Annotated in this window: 26 protein-coding genes and 1 other annotated feature; of the genes, 12 read left to right on the top strand and 14 right to left on the bottom strand. The window is 48.2% G+C overall.

The features are described from left to right. Positions 1-73 precede the first annotated feature (73 nt). Positions 74-1111: an AI-2E family transporter gene (locus tag F458_RS0112905; RefSeq protein WP_018983845.1), complete on the top strand. Its 1038-nt coding sequence runs from the start codon at positions 74-76 to the stop codon at positions 1109-1111. Here F458_RS0112905 and F458_RS0112910 read toward each other — a convergent pair. From F458_RS0112910 to F458_RS0112920, 3 genes are read right to left on the bottom strand one after another with little or no spacing between them, the layout of a single operon-like run. Continuing rightward, positions 1108-2445, bottom strand: coding sequence for an ATP-binding protein (locus F458_RS0112910; protein ID WP_018983846.1), 1338 nt, complete (start codon positions 2443-2445; stop codon positions 1108-1110). The two genes, F458_RS0112905 and F458_RS0112910, sit on opposite strands and share 4 nt — an antisense overlap. Further along, complete coding sequence (locus F458_RS0112915) at positions 2442-3116, bottom strand: response regulator transcription factor (protein ID WP_018983847.1); 675 nt, start codon at positions 3114-3116, stop codon at positions 2442-2444. The genes F458_RS0112910 and F458_RS0112915 overlap by 4 nt, the downstream gene beginning before the upstream one ends. Further along, positions 3116-3397, bottom strand: a complete 282-nt coding sequence (locus F458_RS0112920) for a PepSY domain-containing protein (RefSeq protein WP_018983848.1) — start codon at positions 3395-3397, stop codon at positions 3116-3118. Before F458_RS0112920 ends, F458_RS0112915 begins: the two co-directional genes overlap by 1 nt. 337 nt (positions 3398-3734) lie before the next feature. Between F458_RS0112920 and F458_RS0112925 the strand changes: the two genes are divergently transcribed. Next, on the top strand, positions 3735-4199 hold the full coding sequence (locus tag F458_RS0112925) for a pyridoxamine 5'-phosphate oxidase family protein (RefSeq protein ID WP_018983849.1): 465 nt from the start codon (positions 3735-3737) through the stop codon (positions 4197-4199). A gap of 62 nt (positions 4200-4261) precedes the next feature. Here F458_RS0112925 and F458_RS0112930 read toward each other — a convergent pair whose 3' ends face one another. Genes F458_RS0112930 through F458_RS0112960 form a run of 7 tightly spaced genes read right to left on the bottom strand, consistent with a single transcriptional unit; the run spans position 4262 to position 11204 of the window. Next, positions 4262-4561, bottom strand: coding sequence for a YciI family protein (locus F458_RS0112930; RefSeq protein ID WP_018983850.1), 300 nt, complete (start codon positions 4559-4561; stop codon positions 4262-4264). Further along, positions 4561-5373, bottom strand: coding sequence for a tryptophan synthase subunit alpha (trpA, locus tag F458_RS0112935; protein WP_026294677.1), 813 nt, complete (start codon positions 5371-5373; stop codon positions 4561-4563). The genes F458_RS0112930 and trpA overlap by 1 nt, the downstream gene beginning before the upstream one ends. Then, positions 5366-6553: a tryptophan synthase subunit beta gene (trpB, locus tag F458_RS0112940; RefSeq protein ID WP_018983852.1), complete on the bottom strand. Its 1188-nt coding sequence runs from the start codon at positions 6551-6553 to the stop codon at positions 5366-5368. The genes trpA and trpB overlap by 8 nt, the downstream gene beginning before the upstream one ends. A 27-nt stretch (positions 6554-6580) precedes the next feature. Further along, positions 6581-7978, bottom strand: a complete 1398-nt coding sequence (gene trpCF, locus F458_RS0112945) for a bifunctional indole-3-glycerol-phosphate synthase TrpC/phosphoribosylanthranilate isomerase TrpF (protein WP_018983853.1) — start codon at positions 7976-7978, stop codon at positions 6581-6583. After that, complete coding sequence (gene trpD / locus F458_RS0112950; RefSeq protein WP_018983854.1) at positions 7971-9002, bottom strand: anthranilate phosphoribosyltransferase; 1032 nt, start codon at positions 9000-9002, stop codon at positions 7971-7973. The genes trpCF and trpD overlap by 8 nt, the downstream gene beginning before the upstream one ends. Beyond that, entirely contained in the window at positions 8995-9609 is a 615-nt protein-coding gene (locus tag F458_RS0112955; RefSeq protein ID WP_018983855.1) for an aminodeoxychorismate/anthranilate synthase component II, read from the bottom strand. The genes trpD and F458_RS0112955 overlap by 8 nt, the downstream gene beginning before the upstream one ends. Then, the gene (locus F458_RS0112960; protein ID WP_018983856.1) at positions 9609-11204 is read right to left on the bottom strand and encodes an anthranilate synthase component 1; all 1596 of its coding nucleotides are present in this window, start codon (positions 11202-11204) and stop codon (positions 9609-9611) included. The genes F458_RS0112955 and F458_RS0112960 overlap by 1 nt, the downstream gene beginning before the upstream one ends. A 21-nt stretch (positions 11205-11225) precedes the next feature. Then, positions 11226-11321, bottom strand: a sequence feature (Trp leader region). A 152-nt stretch (positions 11322-11473) separates the two neighbouring features. Between F458_RS0112960 and F458_RS0112965 the strand changes: the two genes are divergently transcribed. From F458_RS0112965 to F458_RS0112995, 7 genes are all read left to right on the top strand, one after another. Next, positions 11474-12319 carry a PHP domain-containing protein gene (locus F458_RS0112965; protein ID WP_018983857.1) on the top strand — a complete coding sequence of 282 codons (846 nt, stop codon included), beginning with the start codon at positions 11474-11476 and terminating at the stop codon, positions 12317-12319. A 16-nt stretch (positions 12320-12335) separates the two neighbouring features. Further along, entirely contained in the window at positions 12336-12956 is a 621-nt protein-coding gene (locus F458_RS0112970) for an L-threonylcarbamoyladenylate synthase (RefSeq protein WP_018983858.1), read from the top strand. Positions 12957-12971: 15 nt separating this feature from the next. Then, complete coding sequence (locus F458_RS0112975; RefSeq protein WP_018983859.1) at positions 12972-13793, top strand: segregation and condensation protein A; 822 nt, start codon at positions 12972-12974, stop codon at positions 13791-13793. Beyond that, entirely contained in the window at positions 13780-14409 is a 630-nt protein-coding gene (gene scpB / locus F458_RS0112980) for an SMC-Scp complex subunit ScpB (RefSeq protein WP_018983860.1), read from the top strand. The genes F458_RS0112975 and scpB overlap by 14 nt, the downstream gene beginning before the upstream one ends. Beyond that, positions 14402-15262, top strand: a complete 861-nt coding sequence (rluB, locus tag F458_RS0112985; RefSeq protein ID WP_018983861.1) for a 23S rRNA pseudouridine(2605) synthase RluB — start codon at positions 14402-14404, stop codon at positions 15260-15262. The genes scpB and rluB overlap by 8 nt, the downstream gene beginning before the upstream one ends. A gap of 261 nt (positions 15263-15523) precedes the next feature. Continuing rightward, positions 15524-16327: a 2,5-didehydrogluconate reductase DkgB gene (gene dkgB, locus F458_RS0112990; RefSeq protein WP_018983862.1), complete on the top strand. Its 804-nt coding sequence runs from the start codon at positions 15524-15526 to the stop codon at positions 16325-16327. Positions 16328-16448: 121 nt separating this feature from the next. Further along, entirely contained in the window at positions 16449-17741 is a 1293-nt protein-coding gene (locus tag F458_RS0112995) for a DUF445 domain-containing protein (protein ID WP_018983863.1), read from the top strand. Here F458_RS0112995 and F458_RS0113000 read toward each other — a convergent pair. Beyond that, positions 17697-18323 (bottom strand): acyl carrier protein phosphodiesterase, encoded by a 627-nt coding sequence (locus F458_RS0113000; protein WP_018983864.1) that lies wholly within the window; start codon positions 18321-18323, stop codon positions 17697-17699. The two genes, F458_RS0112995 and F458_RS0113000, sit on opposite strands and share 45 nt — an antisense overlap. A 4-nt stretch (positions 18324-18327) precedes the next feature. After that, a complete protein-coding gene (locus F458_RS20495; protein WP_018983865.1) occupies positions 18328-19050 on the bottom strand; it encodes a TM2 domain-containing protein in 723 nt (240 codons plus the stop codon). Between the two features lie 509 nt (positions 19051-19559). Here F458_RS20495 and F458_RS0113010 point away from each other — a divergent pair. Both F458_RS0113010 and F458_RS19570 read left to right on the top strand, forming a co-directional pair. Beyond that, positions 19560-20603 (top strand): porin, encoded by a 1044-nt coding sequence (locus tag F458_RS0113010; protein WP_156824247.1) that lies wholly within the window; start codon positions 19560-19562, stop codon positions 20601-20603. A 600-nt stretch (positions 20604-21203) separates the two neighbouring features. After that, positions 21204-21425 carry a hypothetical protein gene (locus tag F458_RS19570; protein ID WP_018983869.1) on the top strand — a complete coding sequence of 74 codons (222 nt, stop codon included), beginning with the start codon at positions 21204-21206 and terminating at the stop codon, positions 21423-21425. A gap of 205 nt (positions 21426-21630) precedes the next feature. Here the strand turns inward: F458_RS19570 and F458_RS0113030 are convergent, their stop codons facing one another. Together F458_RS0113030 and F458_RS0113035 are read right to left on the bottom strand one after the other, a co-directional pair. Then, a complete protein-coding gene (locus tag F458_RS0113030) occupies positions 21631-21981 on the bottom strand; it encodes a carboxymuconolactone decarboxylase family protein (protein ID WP_018983870.1) in 351 nt (116 codons plus the stop codon). A gap of 110 nt (positions 21982-22091) precedes the next feature. Further along, entirely contained in the window at positions 22092-22712 is a 621-nt protein-coding gene (locus F458_RS0113035) for a trimeric intracellular cation channel family protein (RefSeq protein WP_018983871.1), read from the bottom strand. Positions 22713-22976: 264 nt separating this feature from the next. On the opposite strand from F458_RS0113035, the gene F458_RS0113040 reads away from it, so the two are divergent. Continuing rightward, complete coding sequence (locus F458_RS0113040) at positions 22977-23240, top strand: hypothetical protein (protein WP_018983872.1); 264 nt, start codon at positions 22977-22979, stop codon at positions 23238-23240. Positions 23241-23336 lie beyond the last annotated feature (96 nt).

Here is a 23336-nt window from a genome sequence, read left to right on the forward strand (position 1 = left end):
CGTTTTTATACATTGAAGTTTAGAATAATGAGCGTATCAAATTTGTACTCAAAAATCGGATTAATTGTTTATTATGGAACTTAAATCGCCAACTGCAAAAGCACTGATCGTTCTGGCATGCCTTGTGGTTGTTTTGGCGGGAATTAAAGCAGCGTCAGCCATAATGGTGCCATTTTTTCTGTCAGGTTTTATTGCCATTGCCTGTAGTCCCCTAATCAACTGGGCTTCCCGTCACCGTATTCCAAAGTGGCTGTCCATCAGTCTGGTTATTGCGTTAATTGTGGTTATTGGTTTTTTGCTGGCAGGGCTGGTTGGTCAGTCCCTGGCCGATTTCAGACAAAACCTGCCGCAGTATCGTGAGCAGTTAGATAGTGAATTCGATTGGGTAATAAATAAGCTCGCTGCGATTAATATTCATGTAGACCGCGAACTTATTACCTCGCAGCTGAATCCTGGAATGGCTATGTCGCTGGCAACTAACTTTATCAGTGGTATGGGTGGGGTGTTGTCGAACCTGTTTCTTATCTTACTGACTGTGATTTTTATGCTTTTTGAGGCCGGAAGTATTCCGGCCCGTTTGCATACCGCGTTAGCCGATCCAGATATGAAGATGCAGCATATCGACCGCTTTATCCGCTCGGTGAACAGCTACCTCGCCATCAAAACGGTGGTCAGCCTGGCGACCGGGCTGATAATCGGTACCTGCCTGTATATCATGCAAATTGACCATTTTTTACTGTGGGCTGTGCTTGCCTTTATGCTCAACTATATTCCTAACATAGGGTCTATTATTGCTGCGCTGCCCGCGGTACTGATCGCGTTTGTCCAGTACGGATTTGCATCAGCAGGCTTGGTAGGGCTGACCTTTTTAGTGGTGAATACAGTGATGGGAAATCTTATTGAGCCACGACTGATGGGGCGGGGCATGGGCCTTTCAACACTGGTGGTTTTTTTATCCCTGATTTTCTGGGGCTGGTTACTAGGCACGGTAGGAATGTTGCTGTCGGTGCCCCTCACCATGGTAGTAAAAATCGCGTTGGAGTCGCGTTCGGAAAGCCGCTGGCTGGCGGTATTATTATCCAGCGCCGATGACAAACGACCCCTGGCTTAACCTGCCGGTCGGATGGGAAAGCGTAGCGTTATTTTAGCGCCTTGCCACTGGCCGCTGCCAATGGCAAGTTGTCCGCCATAGATAGCCACTAAGTCGCTGACTACAGCCATACCAATACCTTGCCCTTCCCCGTATGTATCGAGTCGAATGCCCCGGTCCAGTAAGTGTTTCTGCTGCAACGGATCGATACCCGGCCCATCGTCTTCCACTTCGATTTCCAATATTTCTCCGGTTCGGTGTATTTTCAGCATGACGTTTTGTTGCGCCGCCTTGCAGGCATTGTCGAGCAGGTTGCCGAGTATTTCAAACAGGTCGGTCTCATCGCCATTAAATGCAGCATCGTGCTGAACCGATAATGATATCCTGAGTGGTTTGTCCCGATAAATAGTTTGCATACTGCTGATGATTTTTTCGGCGACGCTATCTGTTCGTACCGGTGCCTGCCAGCCGCTGGACCCCGCTGTGGCGCGTTTTAACTGACGCTGAACAAGTAAGTTGATTTGTTCCATGGATTCTCTGGCCGAAGGAGGCAGGTTAGCGGTGCCCATGGCTACCGCTAACGGGGTTTTCAGGCTATGAGCCAGATCGCCAAGGCTGTTTTTATAGCGGGCGCGCTGTTCAGACTCAGTGCTTATCAAATGGTTGATGCTGCGTTTAAGACCGTCAAATTCTTTGGGATAGGGCGCGGAGATACCTGATTGATGGCCTTTACTGGCTTGCTGAATTTCTAAAATAAGCATACGTACAGGGCGCAGAATGAGAAAATGCCCTGCACTTAACAGTACTAATAGTAGTGCGCCAAGACCCGCGAGGCCCTTCCAGACCGTGTCGAGAAACTGGCTGCGCCTGGCGCTAAAAGCAGCCGTATTATTTAAAATAATAAAATGCACCGGCTCAAACTGATTGTCGCTGGCAAATTCAGCCGTAAAGGCAAATAAAAAATAATCATGTTCTGGCGTGGTGGCCAATTCGAAGTCCTCATAAAATACGCTTTGTCCCACCGGTGGCACCGGCAGCTGCGTATCGAGCGCAACATTGAGGGCCGAAGCTGATTGCCAGACCACCTCATTACGAAAAATTACTACGCCTACATACCCAGACTGAGGCAGATTCAGTTGTTCATCGTAAAGCAAGTCTGGCATGGCTGGCCCTGTTGGATCTAACTCAAATTCGGAGATAAGAGCCAGATTCATCAGTTTGAGCTCATCGACTTTGGCCTGCGTGAGGCTGCTGGTGTAGGCGCTTTCCAGCACATAGGCCGTTACTGGTAAGAACAGAGATAATGCGATGATAGCCAGTAGCAGGCTGCGTAGCCTTAAAGACAACCGACTCATAAATTGGGGTTAATACGATATCCGCGGCCACGTCGGGTTTCGATAGGTTGCAGCGAACCAGCCGGGTCGAGCTTTTTGCGCAACCGCCCGATAAACACTTCTATCACGTTACTATCCAGATCAAAGTCCTGGTCATAGATATGTTCAGTAAGCTCAGTTTTGGAGATGATTTTCTGCGGATTCAGCATCAGATATTCCATCACACGGTATTCATAGCCCGTTAATTCCAGCACTGTATTGTCGACACTTAGTTGCTGGGCAACGGTATCAAGGCTTATCGGGCCGGCGCTTATAACCGGGTTAACCTGACCGGCTGCGCGACGAATGAGTGCTTTGACCCGGGCCAGCAGTTCCTCATTATGAAATGGTTTGGTAAGATAATCATCTGCGCCGGCATCCAGACCCTGAACCTTCTCGTGCCAGCGATCCCGCGCGGTTAAAATCAAAATAGGTGTTCTCACATCTTGTTGTCTTGCTTTTTGAATCAGGCTAAGACCGTCAAGCCGGGGCAGTCCAATATCAATGACAGCAACATCGTAGGGGTGCTCGCTGAGCATAAATAGTCCGTTTTGACCATCATCCGCTAAATCCACGCTGAAGCTATGCTGTTGTAACAATGTGTCTAACTGGGTAAGCAGACGGCTATCATCTTCAACTACTAATACACGCATTATCGCTTCTCTTTTTGCTGGCTTGTTCTGACCTGGCCGGACTTTTTATCAACCTCAACAGAGACTACCCGCCCCGATTTTTTTAACATCTTGACGCGATAGCTTTTTGCAGTAGGCTCAACTTTAAGCACCCGACCATCCACCTGCTCGCGCGCCTTAACGGCTGCCTGTTCCCTGTTTACCGATGATATTTCTGATGGCGGTGCTGCCTGCTGTTGTGCCTGAGCTGGCAGCGCAATACCAAGCCAGGTAGCTGTCACTATCAAAATCAGCGTTTTCATTGCGGTAAGCATCCTCAGTTAGAACTTTTCATAATGTACTGTTTCTGATCTGAAAATACTATAAAGAGCATGAACCCGTCCTGAATAACAGACCCATTTTATCTGCGATGTACTTTGACCCGATGAAAACATTTTGCACCCATTATGCATTCATTACCGGTTGATAGTAGAAGTTGTGCGAGATGTATTGGTAAGTCTCTGAATTTTAAAATTATTATCGATGGTCTGAGGGTTGCATAGGATAGTCCAGGTTATACAAATGTACAGGGTTATACCACTGCTTAATTAGCAGGTTACCCGCTATTTTGCGCAAGACGCAGCAATCCAAGGAGATGACATGTCTACCGATATTCGTACAAAAATGTGGAAAGCGATGGCTGACAGCCCTAATGTTATGCTGAGCCTGACAGGCACTGATGAGCCTTCCGAACCTATGAGAGCGCAACTGGACAAAGATGCAGATCATGAATTCTGGTTCTACACCACCACATCAAATCGCGTTGCCGCTGGCGGTAAAGCGATGGTACATTTTTCCAGTAAAAGCCATGATGTATTCGCCTGCATTCGCGGCACCCTTGTTGAAGAAACGCGCGAAGAGATTATCGACAAATACTGGTCAAATCCAGTCGAGGCCTGGTATGAGAAAGGCAAAGATGACCCATCGCTTAAAATGATGCGGTTTGAACTGGATGATGCAGAAATCTGGGAGGCGGACCCGAGTCTCAAGGGCATGTATAAAATGATGTCAGGTAAAGATATTAAACCCGATGAAATGGGCGAACACGAAAAAGTGAATTTGTAGTTAGCAACGCGCAGAAAAAAGCCGGATGAAATCCGGCTTTTTTGTGTCACTTAATCAAAGATTCAGGGCAGCACCATTTTGTAAGGTTTCACCAGTACGCTGGCGTATACGCCGGCTTCGATATAGGGGTCTTCGTCGGCCCATCGCTGAGCGGCCTCGAGCGAATCAAATTCTGCTACTACCAGCGAACCGGTAAAGCCGGCAGGCCCTGGATCCGGGGAGTCGATAGCAGGAAAAGGGCCAGCCATTATCAACCTTCCTTCCTGTTTTAATGCTTCCAGCCTTGCCAGATGCGCAGGCCGGGCTTTAAGCCTGGCTTCCAGGCTGTTTTCAACATCTGTGGCGCAAATCATATAGAGCATCAGCTGTTCCTGCTGGTTGCCTGCTTCATAGCACTGACAAACTCCCCCAGCTTAGATAGCATGGTTGCAGTGTCCTGAAGGTTCTGAGCAATAATGTTAACTGTCGCAGAGCCACTGATAGCGCCTGCTGCACCGGCTTCTACAGCAGCTTTAACCTGATCTGGTTTTGAAATGCCAAAGCCTAGCAAGGGCGGTGCACAGTCAAACTGACTCAATTTCTTGACCAGCGAGGCAGCGGGTATTTCAGCCGCTGTTTCTACACCCGTGACACCAGCCCGACCCAGCAGATAGGTGTATCCGGAGGACAGTTTTCCTATTTGCGCCAGTGTGTCATCGCTGGCATTAGGCGGTGCGATGAGGATCTGCTTGATTCCATGTTTTTTCGCCGCCTCGATGAATCGATCCGCTTCGCGTAGCGGGACGTCCGCAATCAGCACAGAATCGACACCAGCATCTGCCGCCCGTTGATAAAATGTATCAATGCCACTGGCCAAAACCAGGTTACTATAAAGTAACAAGCCAACGGGAATGTCCGCGTGGCGATCACGAAATCGGGTAAGTATCTCAAAGCAATTCGCTGTGCTTACGTTGCTTTTACGAGCCCGGATACTGGCAGCCTGAATGGTCGGCCCATCGGCGATAGGATCGGAGTAGGGTAATCCCAGTTCAAGTGCGTCAGCCCCGCTATCGACCAGCGTATCGAGAATTTTTTCACTCGTCTGAATATTCGGATCGCCCAGCGTCACAAACGGTACAAACGCCCCTTCATTACGCTGGTTGAGGCGATCGAACATTGTCTGATATCTATCCATTTATTTCATCTCCCAATATATTTGTGACAACGCCAATGTCTTTATCACCGCGACCGGATAAATTTACTACCAGGATAGTTTCGTCTTCTGCTTCATCTGCCATGTTCAACGCATGGGCAAGAGCATGGGCGGTTTCCAAAGCTGGTATAATGCCTTCTTTTCGTGCCAGTAATTTAAATGCGTTAAGGGCTTCATCGTCAGTTACTGACACATATTCAGCGCGGCCGGTATCGGCCAGATGGGCGTGCTGTGGGCCTACTGCCGGATAATCAAGCCCCGCTGAAACCGAATAACTTTCTTCTATCTGGCCTTCTTTGTCTTGCATAATATAGGTGCTTGAACCATGCAAGATACCTTTTGAACCGGTGCAGATGGTGGCGCCGTGCTCTTTGGTATGTAAACCCTTCCCGGCCGGTTCGACGCCCACCAGTCTGACACTCTTCTCTTCAATAAAATCCGCGAACATGCCAATTGCATTGGAACCGCCACCGACACAGGCGATCACAGCGTCTGGCAGGCGGCCTTCTTTTTCCATAATCTGTGAACGTGTCTCCTCGCCGATCATTCGGTGGAATTCACGTACGATAGTGGGAAACGGGTGAGGGCCGGCCGCGGTACCCAGCAAATAATGGGCTTTATCGTAGTTTGCTGACCAGTCACGCATGGCCTCATTAACCGCATCTTTTAATGTCCCTGAGCCTGCATTTACCGGTATCACTTCTGCGCCCATCAAGCGCATTCTAAATACATTAGGAGCCTGCCGTTCAATATCCTTAGCGCCCATATAAATACGGGCTTTCAGACCAAGTAATGCACACGCTAAGGCCGTAGCTGTACCGTGCTGCCCGGCGCCTGTCTCAGCGATAACCTCGGTCTTGCCCATACGTTTGGTCAGCAATGCCTGACCCAGCACCTGATTGGTTTTGTGGGCGCCACCGTGTAACAGGTCTTCCCGTTTGAGGTACAGCTTAACCTTGGGATTACTGACCAGATTGCGGGTTAGCGTCATCGCTGTGGGACGTCCGGCATAATCTTTAAGTAAGGCCTGAAACTCTTTGTCGAACTCAGGATCGTTACGTGCGTCGATAAACGCCTGCTCTAACTGGTCGAGCGCAGGGATAAGCAATTCGGGAACATACATCCCGCCATACTCTCCAAATTTTGCATCTAATTGGTTCATCTAAGTTCCTGTTAAAGTAAACTAAAACTAAAAGTGACGTGTCTGGGCAAACAGCGCCTGAATTTTTTCCGGTGACTTTTGGCCAGGTGCTGCTTCAACGCCAGAGCTGACATCTACCATAGCGACACCGGTTTGCTGAGCCTGCGTGATACTCTTCGGATCAATGCCCCCGGCCAGGATAATTCTGGATTTATCATCAATCTCACTGAGTAAAGACCAATCGAACTGTTGACCTGTGCCACCGCTTTGGTCACCCACTTTGGAATCCAGCAAAACATAATCAACATTTTCATCGCGCAATAAATCTGGCAGGGTCTGCGGTACAGAGTCAGCGATGCCGACTACCTGCCAAATCTGACAATAGCTGGGTAACTTTTCCCGCAAGGCCTGGCGATAGGCCGCATCTTCCTGACTGTGTAACTGCACAGCCGATAGTCCCAGTGACGATGCTATATCGCTCACTTCATCCACATCCGTATCAACAAACACCCCTGCATAACTGCCATCAGCCATTTCCACAATTTGTCGCGCGGCATCTACAGTGACTGCACGGGGGGATTGAGCGGCAAAAATAAGCCCTGCAAAACTGGCTCCCTCGCGAAAGGCTGTAGATGCAGAAGCCGCATCAGTGATTCCGCATACTTTGACAGGGCCGTATATGATGGATTTCACCGCGCGGCGCAAATCGGCCTGGGCCATCAGCGCACTGCCGACCAAAAATCCATCACAATAGGGTGCCAGCCGAAGTACATCGTTGTGGGTATAAATACCTGACTCAGATATGACAACAAAGTCATGATCGGCTTGTTCAAGCAGGGGAACCAACAATTCAGTGCGGGCCAGATCAGTACTCAGATCGCGCAAATTACGATTGTTTATGCCAATAATACTGGCCTGCAGATGAATAGCCCGCGTCATTTCCTGCTCATTACTGACTTCGGTCAGAATATCCAGCCCCAATTCGTCTGCCACGGCCGCCAGCGTTTGATATTGGTCATCTGTTAACACGCTTAGCATAAGTAAAATCGCGTCGGCCTGATAATACCTTGCCAGATAGACCTGGTAGGTATCGATAAAGAAGTCTTTATTTAACACGGGCTGCTCAACCCGTGCAGTTACATATTGCAGGTTTTCATAACTGCCCTGAAAATAATTTTCATCGGTAAGTACTGAAATAGCAGCTGCATGAGGCGCGTAGGCCTCGATAATTTCATCAAGGACGAAGGGGTCACGGATTAATCCCTTGGATGGCGAGGCTTTTTTGCACTCCAGAATAAATCCGGCTTCGGGCAAAGACAGCGCCGCAAACAAGCTTTTATGGGAGCGTGTCAATGCATCTTTAAACGCGTCCAGCGGGAGCATTTTCTTGCGTGTTTCGAGCTCTTGTTTTTTATTTTCGACAATCTGTTCGAGCACATTAGCCATTTACATTCTCCTGCTGACTGATGGTTGCTACCTGGTTAAGTACATTCAATGGCACGCCTTCCTGCATTTTCGACATTGCCAGTTCAGTGCCCTGGGTAAACGTGCTAACGCTTCCGGTCACTTTCAACAGCGCAGCGCAATTCATTGCGATAGCCGCCCGGTGCGCTTCTGCCCCTTCTCCTGCCAGAGCCGCCTCTATCATCTTCTTATTGTCGTCCGCATCGCCGCCTTCAATGGCTGACAGCGGGTATTCAGGTAAGCCAAAATCTTTCGGCGTCACGGTGTAATGGCGGATATCGCCATGCTCTAAATCGACTATTTGCGTAGGGCCATGCAGCGCCAGTTCGTCCAGTCCGCTGCCGTGGACTATTAATGCTCGGTGCTGGCCCAGCAGCATCAAGGTCTGGGCATAAACATTAAGCAGTGTCGGCGAGTACACACCAAAGACGCCATAGCTTGGCCCGGCAGGATTCGCCAGTGGCCCCAGTATATTAAATAATGTGCGGGTTTTAAGCGCTGCACGAACCGGTGCAGCGTGTCGCATACCTGCATGATAGACCGGGGCGAACAGGAAACAGAAGTTGGCTTCATCCAGACATTGTCTTGCCTGATCAGGCGATATTTCCAGGTTAACCCCAAACTGCCTGAACAAATCAGCAGAGCCTGAGCGAGAGGAGACGCTGCGGTTACCATGTTTGGCGACTTTTGTGCCACAAGCAGCAGCTACCACGCCGGCGGCGCTGGAAATATTAATTGTGTTATGGCCATCCCCGCCGGTGCCGACAATATCTGCAAAAGGATAACTGGGTGATGGAAAGGGCAGGGCGTTAGATACCATCGCGCTGGCGGCGCCGGCGATTTCAGCTGGTGATTCAGTTTTCATTTTAAGTGCCGTAAGCACTGCAGCCACCACTGATTCAGACTGCTCGCCATGCATAATACTGTTAAACAGTGCAAAGGACTGCGCCTGAGACAACGATTCACCGGCAAAGAGCGCCTCAAGCACGCGCGTCGAATCAAACATGGTTTACTCCTTGTTCAGTGAGATAATAAATACTTTGTTGCAGCAACTGACTGCCCTGCGCGCTCAAAATAGACTCCGGGTGAAACTGAAAGCCCAGCATCTTATCGTCGTCGTGGCACACCGCCATCGTTAACGCTGCACATGTTGCTACAGAACGTAATGTCGGCGGCAATTGCGTGGCAATCAGCGAATGATAGCGCGCGACTTGCAGCGGTTGGGGCAGCCCGTCAAACAGTGTGCTGCCATCATGGGTAATCATTGATGATTTACCATGCATTACCTGCTCTGCGCGCGCTACTGTCCCGCCATAATGCTCTACAATTGCCTGATGCCCCAGACAAATGCCCAGTACCGGATATTTACCTGCAACACGTTTTAACAACTCTGGCATGCAGCCGGCTTCATGAGGTGCGCCCGGTCCGGGCGATAATAAAAGCAAAACAGGGGTATGTCTGGCTTGCTCGTCCATACGGGCTAATAATGTCTCGGCGCTTACCGTGTTGCGATAAACCAGAATTTTAAAATCCAGTGTCCTGAGCTCGTCCACCAGGTTGTAGGTAAATGAGTCAACATTATCCAGCAAGAATACCGTAACTGGTCGTTTCATTACACCGACTCCCTGAATGATTGCGCATATTTAACCGCGTTGATAACAGCTTGCGCCTTACTGCGGGTTTCATTCGCCTCACTTAGCGGGTCTGAATCATAGACCACCCCGGCGCCAGCCTGGATATATGCGGTATTGTTCTTTACAAAGGCTGAGCGAATAACGATGCAGGTATCCATGTCGCCGTTACCATTAATATAGCCCACTGCACCGCCATAACTGCCTCTGCGTTGTTTTTCAACTTGTCTGATGAGGGTGGCAGCACTGACTTTGGGCGCGCCTACCAGCGTGCCCATATTCATGCAAGCCTGATAGGCGTGCAACGCATCCAAATCTTCCCGTAACTGGCCCACCACGCGGGAGACAAGGTGCATGACGTGAGAGTAGCGATCCACCTTAAGCAAATCCTTGACGTAGCGGGTACCTGGCGCGCTTACTTTGGCAACATCGTTGCGGGCCAGATCGACCAGCATAATGTGTTCTGACTTTTCTTTATCATCTTCACGCAGGTTAAGCTCTATACGGCTATCCAGATCATTATCTATCGAACCGTCACTGCGCCTGCCGCGCGGACGGGTCCCCGCGATAGGATACACCTCCACCTGATTACTTGTTTTATCGTATTTAAGCGCTGACTCAGGTGAGGCACCGAAGATGGTGAAATCAGCATCCTGCATATAAAACATATACGGGCTGGGGTTTTGTTTTTTCAACGCTGCGTAAGCGTCAATTGGTGAGGGGCAAGGCAGTGAAAAGGTTCGTGAGGGAACGACCTGAAATATATCGCCGGACAAAATATGCGTTTTGAGGTAATTGACATTGTCCATAAATGCTTCATCAGAAGTATCGGTGTGAACCTTTACGTCGTCAGTTGCTTCAGAATACAAGGCTGGCGAATAGTCAGGCAGCGCTGACAGTTGTTGCTGCAACTGCTCTAGCCGCTGTGCTACGGTGAAATAATTGGTCGCTACATTAGGGCCGGAAAATACACTGCCAAGCAATTCTGTGGTGTTTGATTTATGGTCAATAGTTAGCAGCGTTTCGGCAAGATAGAAAACAAAATCCGGACAGTCATTCTGGCCTTCTGCAACCTCGGGCAACTGCTCAAACGTTGCCAGTAAGTCGTAGGCCAGAGCACCGCCTAAGAATACTGCCTGAGGGTGCTCGCGCAACGGCGTCAGGTGATTCACCACCAGCCGTAATGCATCAAAAACACTGGCAGCTTTTAAGCGGGCATCTTCATCAAGTGCCTCTGGCGCTGGCGAAAAACGCATTACTGCTTCGCTGTCGTTTGTATCACAATGTGCCTGAGCCGGACAAAAAGTCTTGAATAAAGGCAGGGTAGCTTTGCCGTTATCACTTAACGCAGTAATTGTGACCGTATCATTCCTGCATTCAAAGCGAAGGGCTGCGTCAACCATCAGTAAACTTTGTAAGTCATCCTTGCTGTCAATTTCCGCAGATTCCAGCAACAGTGAATTAGCACTATTGCCACAGACATGGGAAAACGCAGCCAGCGGATCCGACAGGTAAGGGGCCTTCTGTATGATGGTTTCGACTATTCCGGGGGTGTCCCCCAGTTCGGCTAAGCTCATTAAACAATTTCTCCTGCTGCAAAAAAAAAGCCCGTACAAGACGGGCTTTTTTCTGTGTTTATTTACACGCACCAATGCGCACACCGCCCGTTAAGTGAGGGAGTGCCACCACCAGATAGCGCGCTGAAGCGCGATTTGTTGAGTAAATTCAGGCATTGGTGAATAAATTCCGAGTAAACTTCGTTAGCCAAGAATGGCGTATAAACTGTATAGTGTCTATATAGAAGAAAACAAATCACGTCGCGTGTCAACCGTAATGAGAAAAATTCTTGAAAATTGACTTACATAGCCACACCACATTCTCTGACGGACAGCTTACGCCCACCGAACTGGTGCAACGTGCGCAAACGATGCAGGTGGATGTGCTGGCCATCACTGACCATGACACCGTCGCAGGCCTGGAAGAAGCCCATTTAGCGCAGCAACAGCACAACCGTGTGATGCACATTATCGATGGCGTGGAAATTTCTACGCTCTGGCACAGTTTCGATATTCATATTGTCGGGCTTGGCGTTGATAAGAACGATGATCGCTTTTTGGCATTTTTGACAGAGCAGGCAAAACGGCGCGAAGCACGTGCTGTTAAAATCGCTGAAAAGCTAAGTATGTGTGGTTTTGAGGGGGTATTGGAAAAAGCGCAACGACTCGCCGCCGGTGGTCAGCTTACCCGCGCTCATTTTGCCCGCGTGCTGGTCAGTGATTATGGCGTTCACTCAATGGATGCGGTGTTTAAAAAGTTTCTGGGAAAGGGCAAGCGTGCTGCGGTAAAAGCGCAGTGGCCATCCATTGAAGCGGCGGTAGCGGCAATTCAGAACGCTAACGGGCAGGCTGTGCTCGCTCATCCGGCCCATTATGATATGACAACCAAGTGGCTGCGGCGGCTGGTAGCAGAATTTAAGCAATGGGGCGGCGACGCCATTGAGGCCGCACCGGCGGCGATAGGTAAGCAGAAAGAAACCCTTATTTACGAACTTGCACGGGCAAATGCATTAAAGCTATCAACAGGTTCCGACTTCCATTTTCCATCTCGCTGGCGTGAACTGGGCCGAAGCCCGATGCCAGCGGATTCCTTTCCCGCTGTCTGGGATGAATGGGACCTGTCGGTCACCCGATAATTACAGAGTAATCACCATGAGCCAGTTTTTTCAGATACACCCGGAAAACCCGCAGCCTAGGCTATTAAAACAAGCGTGTGAGCTGATTCGCCAGGGCGAGGTTATTGTCTATCCAACCGACTCTGGCTATGCCATTGGTTGTCAGATGGACGATAAAAAAGCGCTGGAAAAGTTATGTCAGATCAGGGCAATTGAGAAAGACCATAACTTTACCCTGATGTGTCGTGATATGTCCGAGCTGTCATTTTACGCCAAAGTGGATAACGTCGCCTTTCGACAGATAAAAAATAACACGCCCGGTCCCTACACGTTTATTTTAAAAGCTACGCGTGAAGTTCCCCGCCGTTTGTTAAACCCAAAACGAAAAACCATCGGCATCAGGGTTCCCGACAACATTATTGCACTAAAGCTTTTGGAAATGCTTGACGAGCCGCTGATGTCGGCTTCACTGATCTTACCGGGGGAGCGGATGGCAGAATCAGAGCCTGAGGCCATCCGAGATAAGCTGGAAAAGCGTGTCGGGCTTATTATTGACGGCGGTGCGCTGGGTGAACAACCTACCACTGTGATCGATGTATCAGATGGTCCTGCAGTTATTCTGCGTGAGGGCAGTGGTGATACCGCCCCTTTCGAATAGTCCCGGAGAGATCCATTGAGTGAGTTTAAGCCGTCAGGCCCGGTCCAGCAGCCATTGCCGCTGGCATTTATTAATGGTCAGGCGCTTATTGAAAAACCTCAGGATTTATATATTCCGCCGGAAGCGCTCGAAGTTATTCTGGAGAGTTTTGAGGGGCCCCTGGATCTGCTGCTGTACCTGATTAAAAAACAAAAATTCGATATCACCACCTTGCCTGTGGCTCAAATTACAGCACAATACATGGAATATGTGGAGGCCATGACAGCGCTGAAACTAGAGCTGGCAGCGGAATATCTGGTAATGGCTGCGGTATTGGCAGAGATAAAATCCCGGCTTTTACTGCCCAAACCTCCAGCCGCAGAAGAGGATGAAGAAGATCCTCGCGCCGAGCTTATACGCCGGCTCAGGGAGTACGAAGTCGTTAAACAGGCAGCGCAGGATATTGATCAGCAGCCGAGAATGCACCGGGATATACATCCTGTTCAGGTTAGTGTGACAGCGTCGGTGTCGCCGGAAAAAATTGAGCCTGATGTGGCGCTTGATGAGCTGGTACTGGCCTTTGGCAATGCGATGCAGCGTGCCGCTGCGTTTGAACATCATACAATTGAACGAGAAGTATTAAGTACACGGGAGCGCATGTCGCGTATTCTGAATCAGGCGCACGCGGATCATTATACTCCGCTTGAGGCATTATTTACCGTCGAAGAAGGGCGAGCTGGCTGTGTCGTCTCATTTCTGGCTATACTAGAGCTGGTAAAAGAACAGATGATTGTGTGCACTCAGGCAGGACCCTTTGCAAGAATTTATGTAAAATTGGGTGCGTATGAAAAAGATTAATCGTGCTCAGTTAAAACAGCTGGTGGAAGCTACCATCTTTGTGGCTGAAAAACCGGTAAGCCGCGCACGATTAAAAGACACTACACTGGCTGATTTTTCAGTAAGTGATAAATTGCTATCCAGTGTTATTGAAGAGTTGATACTGGATTACCAGCCCCGGGGGATCCAGCTGGTGGAGGTTGCCAGTGGTTATCGGTTTCAGACCTTAGATAGTCTGGCTCCCATGCTCAGTGCATTATGGCAGGAAGCCGCGCCCCGCTACTCGCGGGCCATGCTTGAGACGCTGGCGTTAATTGCTTACCGTCAGCCTATTACCCGAGGGGAGATTGAGCAGGTTCGTGGGGTGGCCGTGAGCAGTAATATTATCAAGACACTCACCGAACGGGAGTGGGTCAAAATTGTGGGGCACAAAGAAGTGCCCGGCAGGCCGGCCTTGTATGCTACAACCCAGACATTTCTGGACTACTTTTCGTTAACTTCACTGGCGGATTTGCCCTGCGCCTCAAAGTTTGATGCCCTGGCTGATAAAGTCAATGATTCCAAAGAGGTACCGTCTGCGCAAACAGACCGTACGAACGATAAATCTAAACCTGAGAGTTTACCCACCAATGAGTGAAAAATTGCAAAAAGTTCTGGCCAATCAGGGTCTGGGATCCCGCCGGGAAATGGAGCGTTGGATTGAACAGGGGCGCGTGTCAGTAAATGGCAGTCTGGCCACACTGGGAGACAGAGTGGAGGCCGATGAACAGATTCGCGTCGATGGTCATCTGCTTTCCCGCCAGACCGAAAAGCCGATCTGCCGGGTGCTGATGTACAACAAACCCGAGGGTGAGCTGTGTAGCCGTCATGATCCGGAAGGCCGGCCTACTGTCTTTGAACGCTTGCCTGCCATACGTCTGGGTCGCTGGATAGCAGTAGGAAGGCTCGACATTAACACCAGTGGACTATTGTTATTTACCAATGACGGTGAACTGGCAAATCGTCTGATGCACCCTAAATGCGAAATCGAACGAGAATATGCGGTTCGGGTATTTGGTGAGGTTTCCAAACCCACGCTGACAACGTTGCAAAAAGGTGTTGAGCTGGATGACGGAGTGGCTCGGTTCACCTCCATCAAACCCCGCCCGAACGACGATGAAAGTATGAACCAGTGGTATAACGTTACGTTGTCTGAGGGCCGCAATCGCGAAGTACGTCGCTTGTGGGAGTCACAGAATGTTCAGGTTAGCCGTCTTATGCGGGTGCGTTACGGGCCGGTAGAATTGCAGAAGCGACTCCCTATCGGAGCCTGGGTGGAGCTGGAACTGGATGACGTCAATGCATTGCGTAAAATGGTGCAACTGACCGATGAAACCCAGAGTATGGTGGATGTCAGACAAACAAAACTCGATCATGCCCGGTTAAGTCGTATGCGTCGCTCGGTGAAAAAACATCGTGCCCGTAAAGAAGGACAAACCAAAAGACGTTAAATTACGACTCACTCCTCTATATGATTTTCAGCGGACAGCGCTTTTTTAGGTTTGTCCGCCTTGCCTCCCTTTTTACAAGTTAAGCGCCAACGCTATTTACTATGCAACTTGCATGTGTGTTTGTCTCACTGGCTTCCCTCTCAATCATTACGATCTTATTAATCATTCGCCACGTAGCACAAAGATGTAAAAACAATGCTGGGTAAGCGCTATAGCGTATTTTCGCTGACAGCATCACATGTAATCTGATAGGAGTTAATTATGCAAGACATGCCACAGTTAGGCATTGGCACGTTTCGTTTAGAAGATGATACCGCACATAAAGCCGTCGTAGATGCACTAAAAGTTGGTTTTCGCCATGTTGATACGGCACAGATTTATGGCAACGAAGAGCAGGTCGGTGATGCTATTCGAACCCAGAATATAGACCGTGACGACGTCTTTATTACTACAAAAGTCTGGTTTGATCATTTTGGTAATGATAGCTTTATTGCAAGTGTGCATGAAAGTCTGGCGAAACTTAAGGTTGATTATGTAGACCTTTTATTGGTCCACTGGCCGTCGCCCCATGACAAAGTGCCGATGGAGCAGTACCTGAACAGCCTGAAACAGGCAAAAGATGAAGGTCTTACACGTCATATCGGTGTGTCCAATTTTACGATTGCACAAATGGAAAAAGCTGTAGAGATTCTGGGCGAAGGCGAAATATATACTAATCAGGTGGAACTGCATCCGTACATGCAGAACCGTGGTGTCGCTGAGCGCGCTGAAGAGCTGGGAATGAAAGTGACCGCGTATATGCCGTTTGCCGTGGGTAAGGTGATGGATAGCGACGTATTGAAAGATATTGGTAACAAGTTCAATGCAACGCCGGCGCAGGTCACTCTGGCGTGGATGAAAAATAAGGGGTATCACACTATCCCGTCATCTACAAATCCTGATCATATCAAAGATAACTTTGAATTCGATAAAGTGAAATTATCAGATGAGGACATGGAACGTATTGGCGAATTAGACAATGGCGAACGTATCGTTGATCCTGACTTTGGACCAGAATGGGACTAAGTCTGAGCTAATATAGAAGTACGTATTTGGGTGTTGCAGGTATTGCCTGCAACACCTTTTTTGTATCAGGCATTCGATTCGCGCATACGTTCAAGTGTATTAGCGCCTGCAGGAGTTGGGGTTGAAAGAAAAACAATTAGCCAGAGCAAAGCGTATTGCCCTATTATGGTTACTGGGCGCCGCAGTTCTGTTCATAATTGCCACGGTCGGTGAAAAGATACCGGCGCTGATGCCATGGTCAACGCTGATTGGCTTTATAAAAATGGTCAGTGAAGCAGCTTTGATTGGCGGCCTGGCTGATTGGTTTGCAGTGACAGCATTATTTAAGCCCATCCCCCCGCGTTACCCAATCCCGCATACCAATATCGTTGCGGCGAATAAACATACCATTGCGCAGAATCTCTCCGAGTTTGTGCAGGAGAAATTCTTTCATCCCGAGGCAATCGCTACGCTGGTCAGACAAAGTCAGCCGGCGCAGGCTGTGTCAAAATGGCTATTGTACCCCGGCAATGCTGAGAAGACTGCACGGTTTGCCGGTGATACTGTGCGCGGCGCACTAACTCTGGTAAATGATCAAAAAATCAGCGATTTATTCACGACAAATTTAAAGAAAATGCTGAGCCGTATTGACCTGTCCCCTTTGGCTGGAGGGACGCTGGAAGTATTGACTCGTGAAGGTCGACATCAGCAGTTGCTGGATCAGCTCATCGCGAAAGCGGCAGCATTGTTGCAGCGTCCTGCGGCACAGCAATTTATAACTGAAAAACTTCACCAATGGCTGAAGACTGAACATCGCAGACTGGAAAGGTTTTTGCCTACGGCCTGGCTAAGTGAACAAGGCGCGCGGGTGGCGACGCAAGCCATTGTGAGTACTATTGAAGATATTAACGCCGATCCTGATCATCCTCTGCGCAAGCGATTTGATCAGTACGTGGCGCAGTTGATCAATGATGTCGAAAATGACCCGGCGCTGGCAGACAAACTGAACAGTATCAGAGACAGGCTTCTGGATAATGCGGTATTACATAATTACATGTCGCAGATTCTGGACGATTTACGCCAGCGGCTGGATGCTGATTTGCAAGCCACAGACAGCAGGCTTCAATCCCACATGGTTACCATGCTACATGACATGGCACATACGCTGGCAACAAGAGAAGAGGCCAGTCACACTGTCAATAATTATATCACCCAGGCGGCGGCTTACGTTGCGCCCCAGGTAAGTGAGTTTTTGACCCGTCACATTCGCACCACAATCGAAAACTGGGATGAGCAGGAGATGGCGGCGCAGATTGAACTGAATATAGGTAAAGATCTGCAAAAAGTACGCATTAACGGAACGCTGGTGGGTGGACTTATTGGTGGTATTTTATTTCTGATCGAGCTGGGAATCGGCCAGGTTCTCGTGGCCTGATTGCTCTATGGCTGCATCGTTTACAGCATCAATGAGGGTGGGGAAAAAGTTTAAAAAGGCCTGTTCCAGCTGCAGGTAATTTTTCTCAACTTCTTTAATACTTCCCGAGAATTGATTAGGGAACCGAATTCTTCTGGCGGTGTTATCCAGAGCGCGGGCGAGGCCGTCCATATCTTTGTATACAGCGAGCCATTTGTGCTGCACCATGCTGGTGACGGTTTTTTGCATGGGCGAGGGCATCTCAGCCAGACAGCCAGTTAAGTCGTCGTATACATTCTCACAAAATATATCCAGCGGTACTTGTGAATAGTTTTTCCAGTGTTTGATGAGAAAGTGATCGAAGGAGATATCTGTAATGATTCCTGCAAATCGTTTTCTCTTAGGACTAATAAGCTGTTTCGCGGCGCTCACCTGCCCGTGTGTGTCAGTAAACCTATCTACCCAGCGGTGATTCGCCAGCCCCTTTCTTACCGGCAACGGATACATACCGGGCTGTGAGCCCCGCATGAAATCGCCCAACAAGTTGCCAAAGCGGGAGGCCGGAACTGGCCTGGCAAGATACATGTGCGCCAGATAGTTCATCAGGCTACCTGCAGTTATCCGGAAACAAACGCGCAGAGACAGTAGACGCCGAGCAATCCCAAAATGTCTGCCCCTCTACAATCACCGGTTGCATGATCAGTTGTCCTCCAGCGCGCGCTGATGTGCTCTGGTAGAGTAGTTTAATACGGCCATTTTCAATCTGCAGACGTGTCGCGTAATCTTCTTTGAAATTGGCGGGAAGATCCAATTGTGACAGACGCTGCGGCCGCCGACCAGTCCGCATGATATAGTTTTGCGCAGACGTGGATGCAACCTGCGCTGCGTTAATATCCGACTGCATATTGGCCATGCCAGAGAGCATTTTAAAAGGAATATATGCTGAAGCAATGAGCGCGGTAACTGCCAGCATCGCGCCGATAATTAAAAATGCAGCCAAGACTTTGGCACTTTCACGCCCATTGCTGACACCACCGTTATGTTTTTGATTCCATCGGGGTTGATCGGTGGCCATAAATACCACGCATTCAATCAGCGCCACCAACCAGGGAATGGGGGTCCAGCAAAAAAACAGATAAAACAGCCCGCGCCATTGACCCAGATAAAACCTGTGCAGTCCCAGCGCACCGCCAAATAGTGCCAAGGCCGCCGCCGCAACCCGGCTTTTATAAATTATATCCACCGGTTCAGGATTTTTATCCCGGCACGACTGAGAATCCGTAGAATCGCAGGTTTGTAAATAATTATCGCTATGCTCAGATGTGCTCATGGGAAGAATGTATCTACTAAATGAAAACCTATTGTGTCACAGGCAGCAGTCAGTCTGAAAGGCCGTTACACGCAATAGTCTGCTTTTTCAGCTTAACTCTGTTTTTATGCCAACCTAAGCTCACGCTACTCAAGATTAATGCGTGCTTCATGATGTATAGGTTTGCCAGACAGAAATCGCTTTATGTGCCCTACACGTATAGGTTTATTGTGTCACTTTTGTGTCACTTTTATGACATAAAGGTTGACAGTCTTTGACTCGCGCGTAGACTTCGCGCTTCGCGTCTATCACTCCAAAGACGCTTATTGCCCGGTCATTAACCGGACACCCATAACAGGCTTTTTTCGGAGGTGAATTTGCAACGGCCTTTAACCGCTTCTTTACTATGCTGTTCGGTAGTTTTTTTTGTTTTTCCTTTGAGCGCCGAAATTTATCGTTCACCATCTATTAAGATTCCCGGGAAAAATGGATCTGGGATTCTGTTTGGTGATGAAAATGGCAATTTTTCCATGCAACTTAACACACGCTGGCAGTTGCGTTACTCATCAAAGTTTCCGGACATTCCCCGGGCTCCTGATGAATATACCGAAGCAGAACAAGATAAATTTCACGTCAACCGCGCCAGGCTAAAAGCAAAAGGTCATGCAGGTTTGCCATGGATTACCTATTCCTGGGAATATGAACTGGCTGATGATTTTATGTTGGACTACCAATTTAGGCTGGAAAAGTATGACGCGGTAAAATTTAAAGTCGGTCAGTGGAAATTGGAGTATTCCCGCGAGCGAAGTATCAGTAGTGGCGGACAACAAATGCTGGATAGATCTATTATTAACCGGGTTTTTACTATCGATCGGCATAAAGCAGCCTCGTTTTACGGTCAGTTAAATGAGGGAACATTTTCTGATATCAATTACTGGGTAGGTATTGGCAGTGGCCAGGGACGGGGTGGCGACTTGTCCGGGTCGGGACGGCCTTTATATTTTGCACGATTGCAGTGGAACCCCACGGGCGAAGGCGTAGATTTTGTCGGTAGTGATCTTTCTTATCATGACGAATTAGCGCTATCCGTCGCCTATGCGTGGGCCGATCATGAAAGTCGCTTCAGTCGTTTTTCGTCATCCGGTGGCGGGCAGTTAAAACGTTGGGTGAACAATGACCAGCAGATTAATAATATCAGCCAGTTTAATGTTGACTCGGCGCTCAAATATAAAGGATTTAGCTGGCAGGGTGAGTATCACGAAAAAGAAGTGAGCGCCCCAGCTCAGGCCACGTTAGACTTAGATGGTTTTTATGTTCAGGGCGGATATTTTCTGCACCATACTGTGGCATGGTGGCCTGAGAATATTGAAGTAGCTATGCGCTATGCCGCCTATGAGTCGCAGGTAGATTTTTCGACACGCAAGAATAGAGAACGAGCACTGGCAGCTAACTGGTTTTTAAACGGTCACAACAATAAGTTGACTGTAGATATAACAAAATATGACCTAAGTAGCTCTGACTATCCAGATTATGACGATACCCGTGTGCGCCTGCAGTGGGATGTTACTTTTTAATAATACATACAAAAAAGGCTCCCACCATGAAAGTGGGAGCCTTTTTTGCTTGGCACGTATAGCCCTGTTGATATACCGCATGGCAAGCTTGAATGCTGTGTCAATCATCGAGCGGGGCGAAAATGTTTCAACCACTTTAATAGTTAAAACCAAAACGTTATAAAGTTAACGTCTTAAACGTGCTGGCTATTGGATTAATTGCCTGAAAAGAGTTCAGATTTCTTCTTAATCTTACAGTCAAAAATCTTCTGAGTGTTTTTTCTTCCAATATAAAAAGCCACTGTGTATGGGTGTTTACGCTGAAAGAACTTCGCTACAGACTTAAACATAAATCCTCCTGTTCTTCTTTTACGATTCTTATACTATATCAATATCTCGCAAGGATCCAATTTATTTCATACAGCTGTAATAAAACTGAAATATTTTAGTGCTAGGCCGTGTGCCGGAATCAAAATAATTGAACTGCTGGCAATTTGAGGGCGTAACATGAAGAAGCACCAACAAATTGCAGCGTGCAAAAAGCAGCCCTTGCGAAGTGTGTATCCACACAGTGCAATTAATGCATAATTCTTGCCACTTTAATGGTTTGTGAGGTAACTAATGACTAAGCAAGATAACGAGAAAGACGATACCCAGAAAAAATCCAGACACGATGATGAGATAATGGATGAAAAGGAGGCTGAGGCCAGCGCGCCGGATGATGAAAGTATAGCCGGAGAAGAAGACCCTGGGGCAGCGATTGAAGAGTGGGTAAAAATGAATAAAGAGTACGAAAAGCGGCACCCAAACGCTAAAAAGGAGAAAAAGGACGAGTCTGACTAACGGACTTAAAATTTTATGGTATTTGATTGTCAGGAAGCATTGCTATGTGAGAGTCATGTAAAAACGCGGCGTTAATTGAAAATCTTACCTCACCATCTGGTAGCGCTTTGCTTAGACATACCCAGTTATACCTGGTTTTGCAAACACCTGATGATACATAAATTTATGTCTTCAGGTGTTCATAGTATCGCCGAATCGTGTTGTTTTATTCGCTCTTGTCGCTAAATTGCTCAAAAGCCTGCATAGCATCCGCTGCGTACATAAGCGATGGTCCACCCCCCATATAGATAGCCATTGCCAGAGTTTCCTCAACTTCCTGCTGTGTCGCGCCCAGTTCAACCAGCGCCTTTGTATGGAAACCAATGCATCCATCACAACGGGTGGAAACACCAATGGCCAGCGCAATAAGCTCCTTGGTCTTTTTATCCAGCACACCGTCTGATGTAGCGCCCTTAGCCATGGCGGAAAAGCCTTGCATGGTATCGGGAATATTGTTGCGTAAATCTTTCATATTAGATGAAATACGCTTGATAATTTCGGGATAGGATTTACTCATTTTAAGTCCCTCGCTTGATTGAATATAGTCAGAGTACCTGTACTAATTCGTAGCTATCCTGGTTTCGATCAATTTTGATGCAAAAGAGCGCCCTGAAAAGACGCTAATCTTCAGGAAATGTCCTTTGCGAAAATGTTTAGCTGCCAACCCCATTTTAAAGCGCCAAGCCGCAACGTAACCGTGGTCAGGAAGGAACCGATGATACACCACAGATAGGGTGCACCGGCATAGAGCAATCCTGCATAAACGCAGCCTCCGGCAATACAGGCGGTGGCATACAGTTCACAGCGCATAACCAGGGGTACCTTGCGGGCGATAACATCCCGCAATAGCCCGCCAAAAATCGCGGTCACAGTGCCCAGCGTGATCGCTATAAGCATATTGGTCTCATTAATCAGCGCTTTCTCAATTCCGATGATGTTATAAAGAGCCAGACCAAACGCATCAAATCCCATCATTAATCTGTTGGATATCCCTGAGTTCAGTTTTATCAGAATGATAGTAATTACGATGGCTCCATACGTAGAGTATAGATAGTCTGGATTAGCTATCCAGAAAACGGGCTCATCCAGTAGTACATCCCGCAAAGTCCCGCCGCCAATAGCAGTTATCACTGCTAGCACCACCACACCGAAGCTATCGACATCTTCTTCATAAGCTACCAGTGCTCCGGAAATAGCAAAAAATGCGATACTGACAATATTGAGAAGATGAAACCAATCAGCGCTCATACGATTGCTCCCGAAACGCGGTTATTAGGTATTACTTATTTGATGATTAAAAAATATTTAGATCACATGGATTCAGATTTTACAGGGATAAGGTGATAGATAGAGAAAAGTGACTATCAACCGGTAAGCTACTATTCTGAAGAAAAGCAGAGCGGATTAATTTTCTGTCACATAAACACCTTAATTTATGACCGTTATATTACATCCATGCGTATGCAAAATATCATTCGTACTTGCCAGTATTAACCAGCAACAGGTTTAGTTATGCCAGCTTCAAGACATTCCCTATTATCGATACCCAGCGATGCACTGGATGCATTATCGAGCTTTTGTACGCTTCGTCATTTATCGGTACATTCATTAGAAATGGCTGCGCACAATATAGTGGCGCGTCTTAATGACAGTGTGTCGTTAGAGGTAATACTTTTAGGCAAGAATAAAGTACAAATGATCCTGCAATATCCCCATCAAACTGAAAATGTTTATATGTCCAGAACCAACGGCCGGTGGGAACATCGCACGGGTTAATTAATAAACGTCGTCAGAGTGTGTTTACTGCCTGGTAAGCACCGACATTTCAGCTAGGCAGTTCCCTGCTAAACCTAATTTTTCTCTTCTATGACA

This window comes from Salinimonas chungwhensis DSM 16280 (assembly GCF_000378185.1).
Taxonomy (GTDB): Bacteria; Pseudomonadota; Gammaproteobacteria; order Enterobacterales; family Alteromonadaceae; genus Alteromonas; species Alteromonas chungwhensis.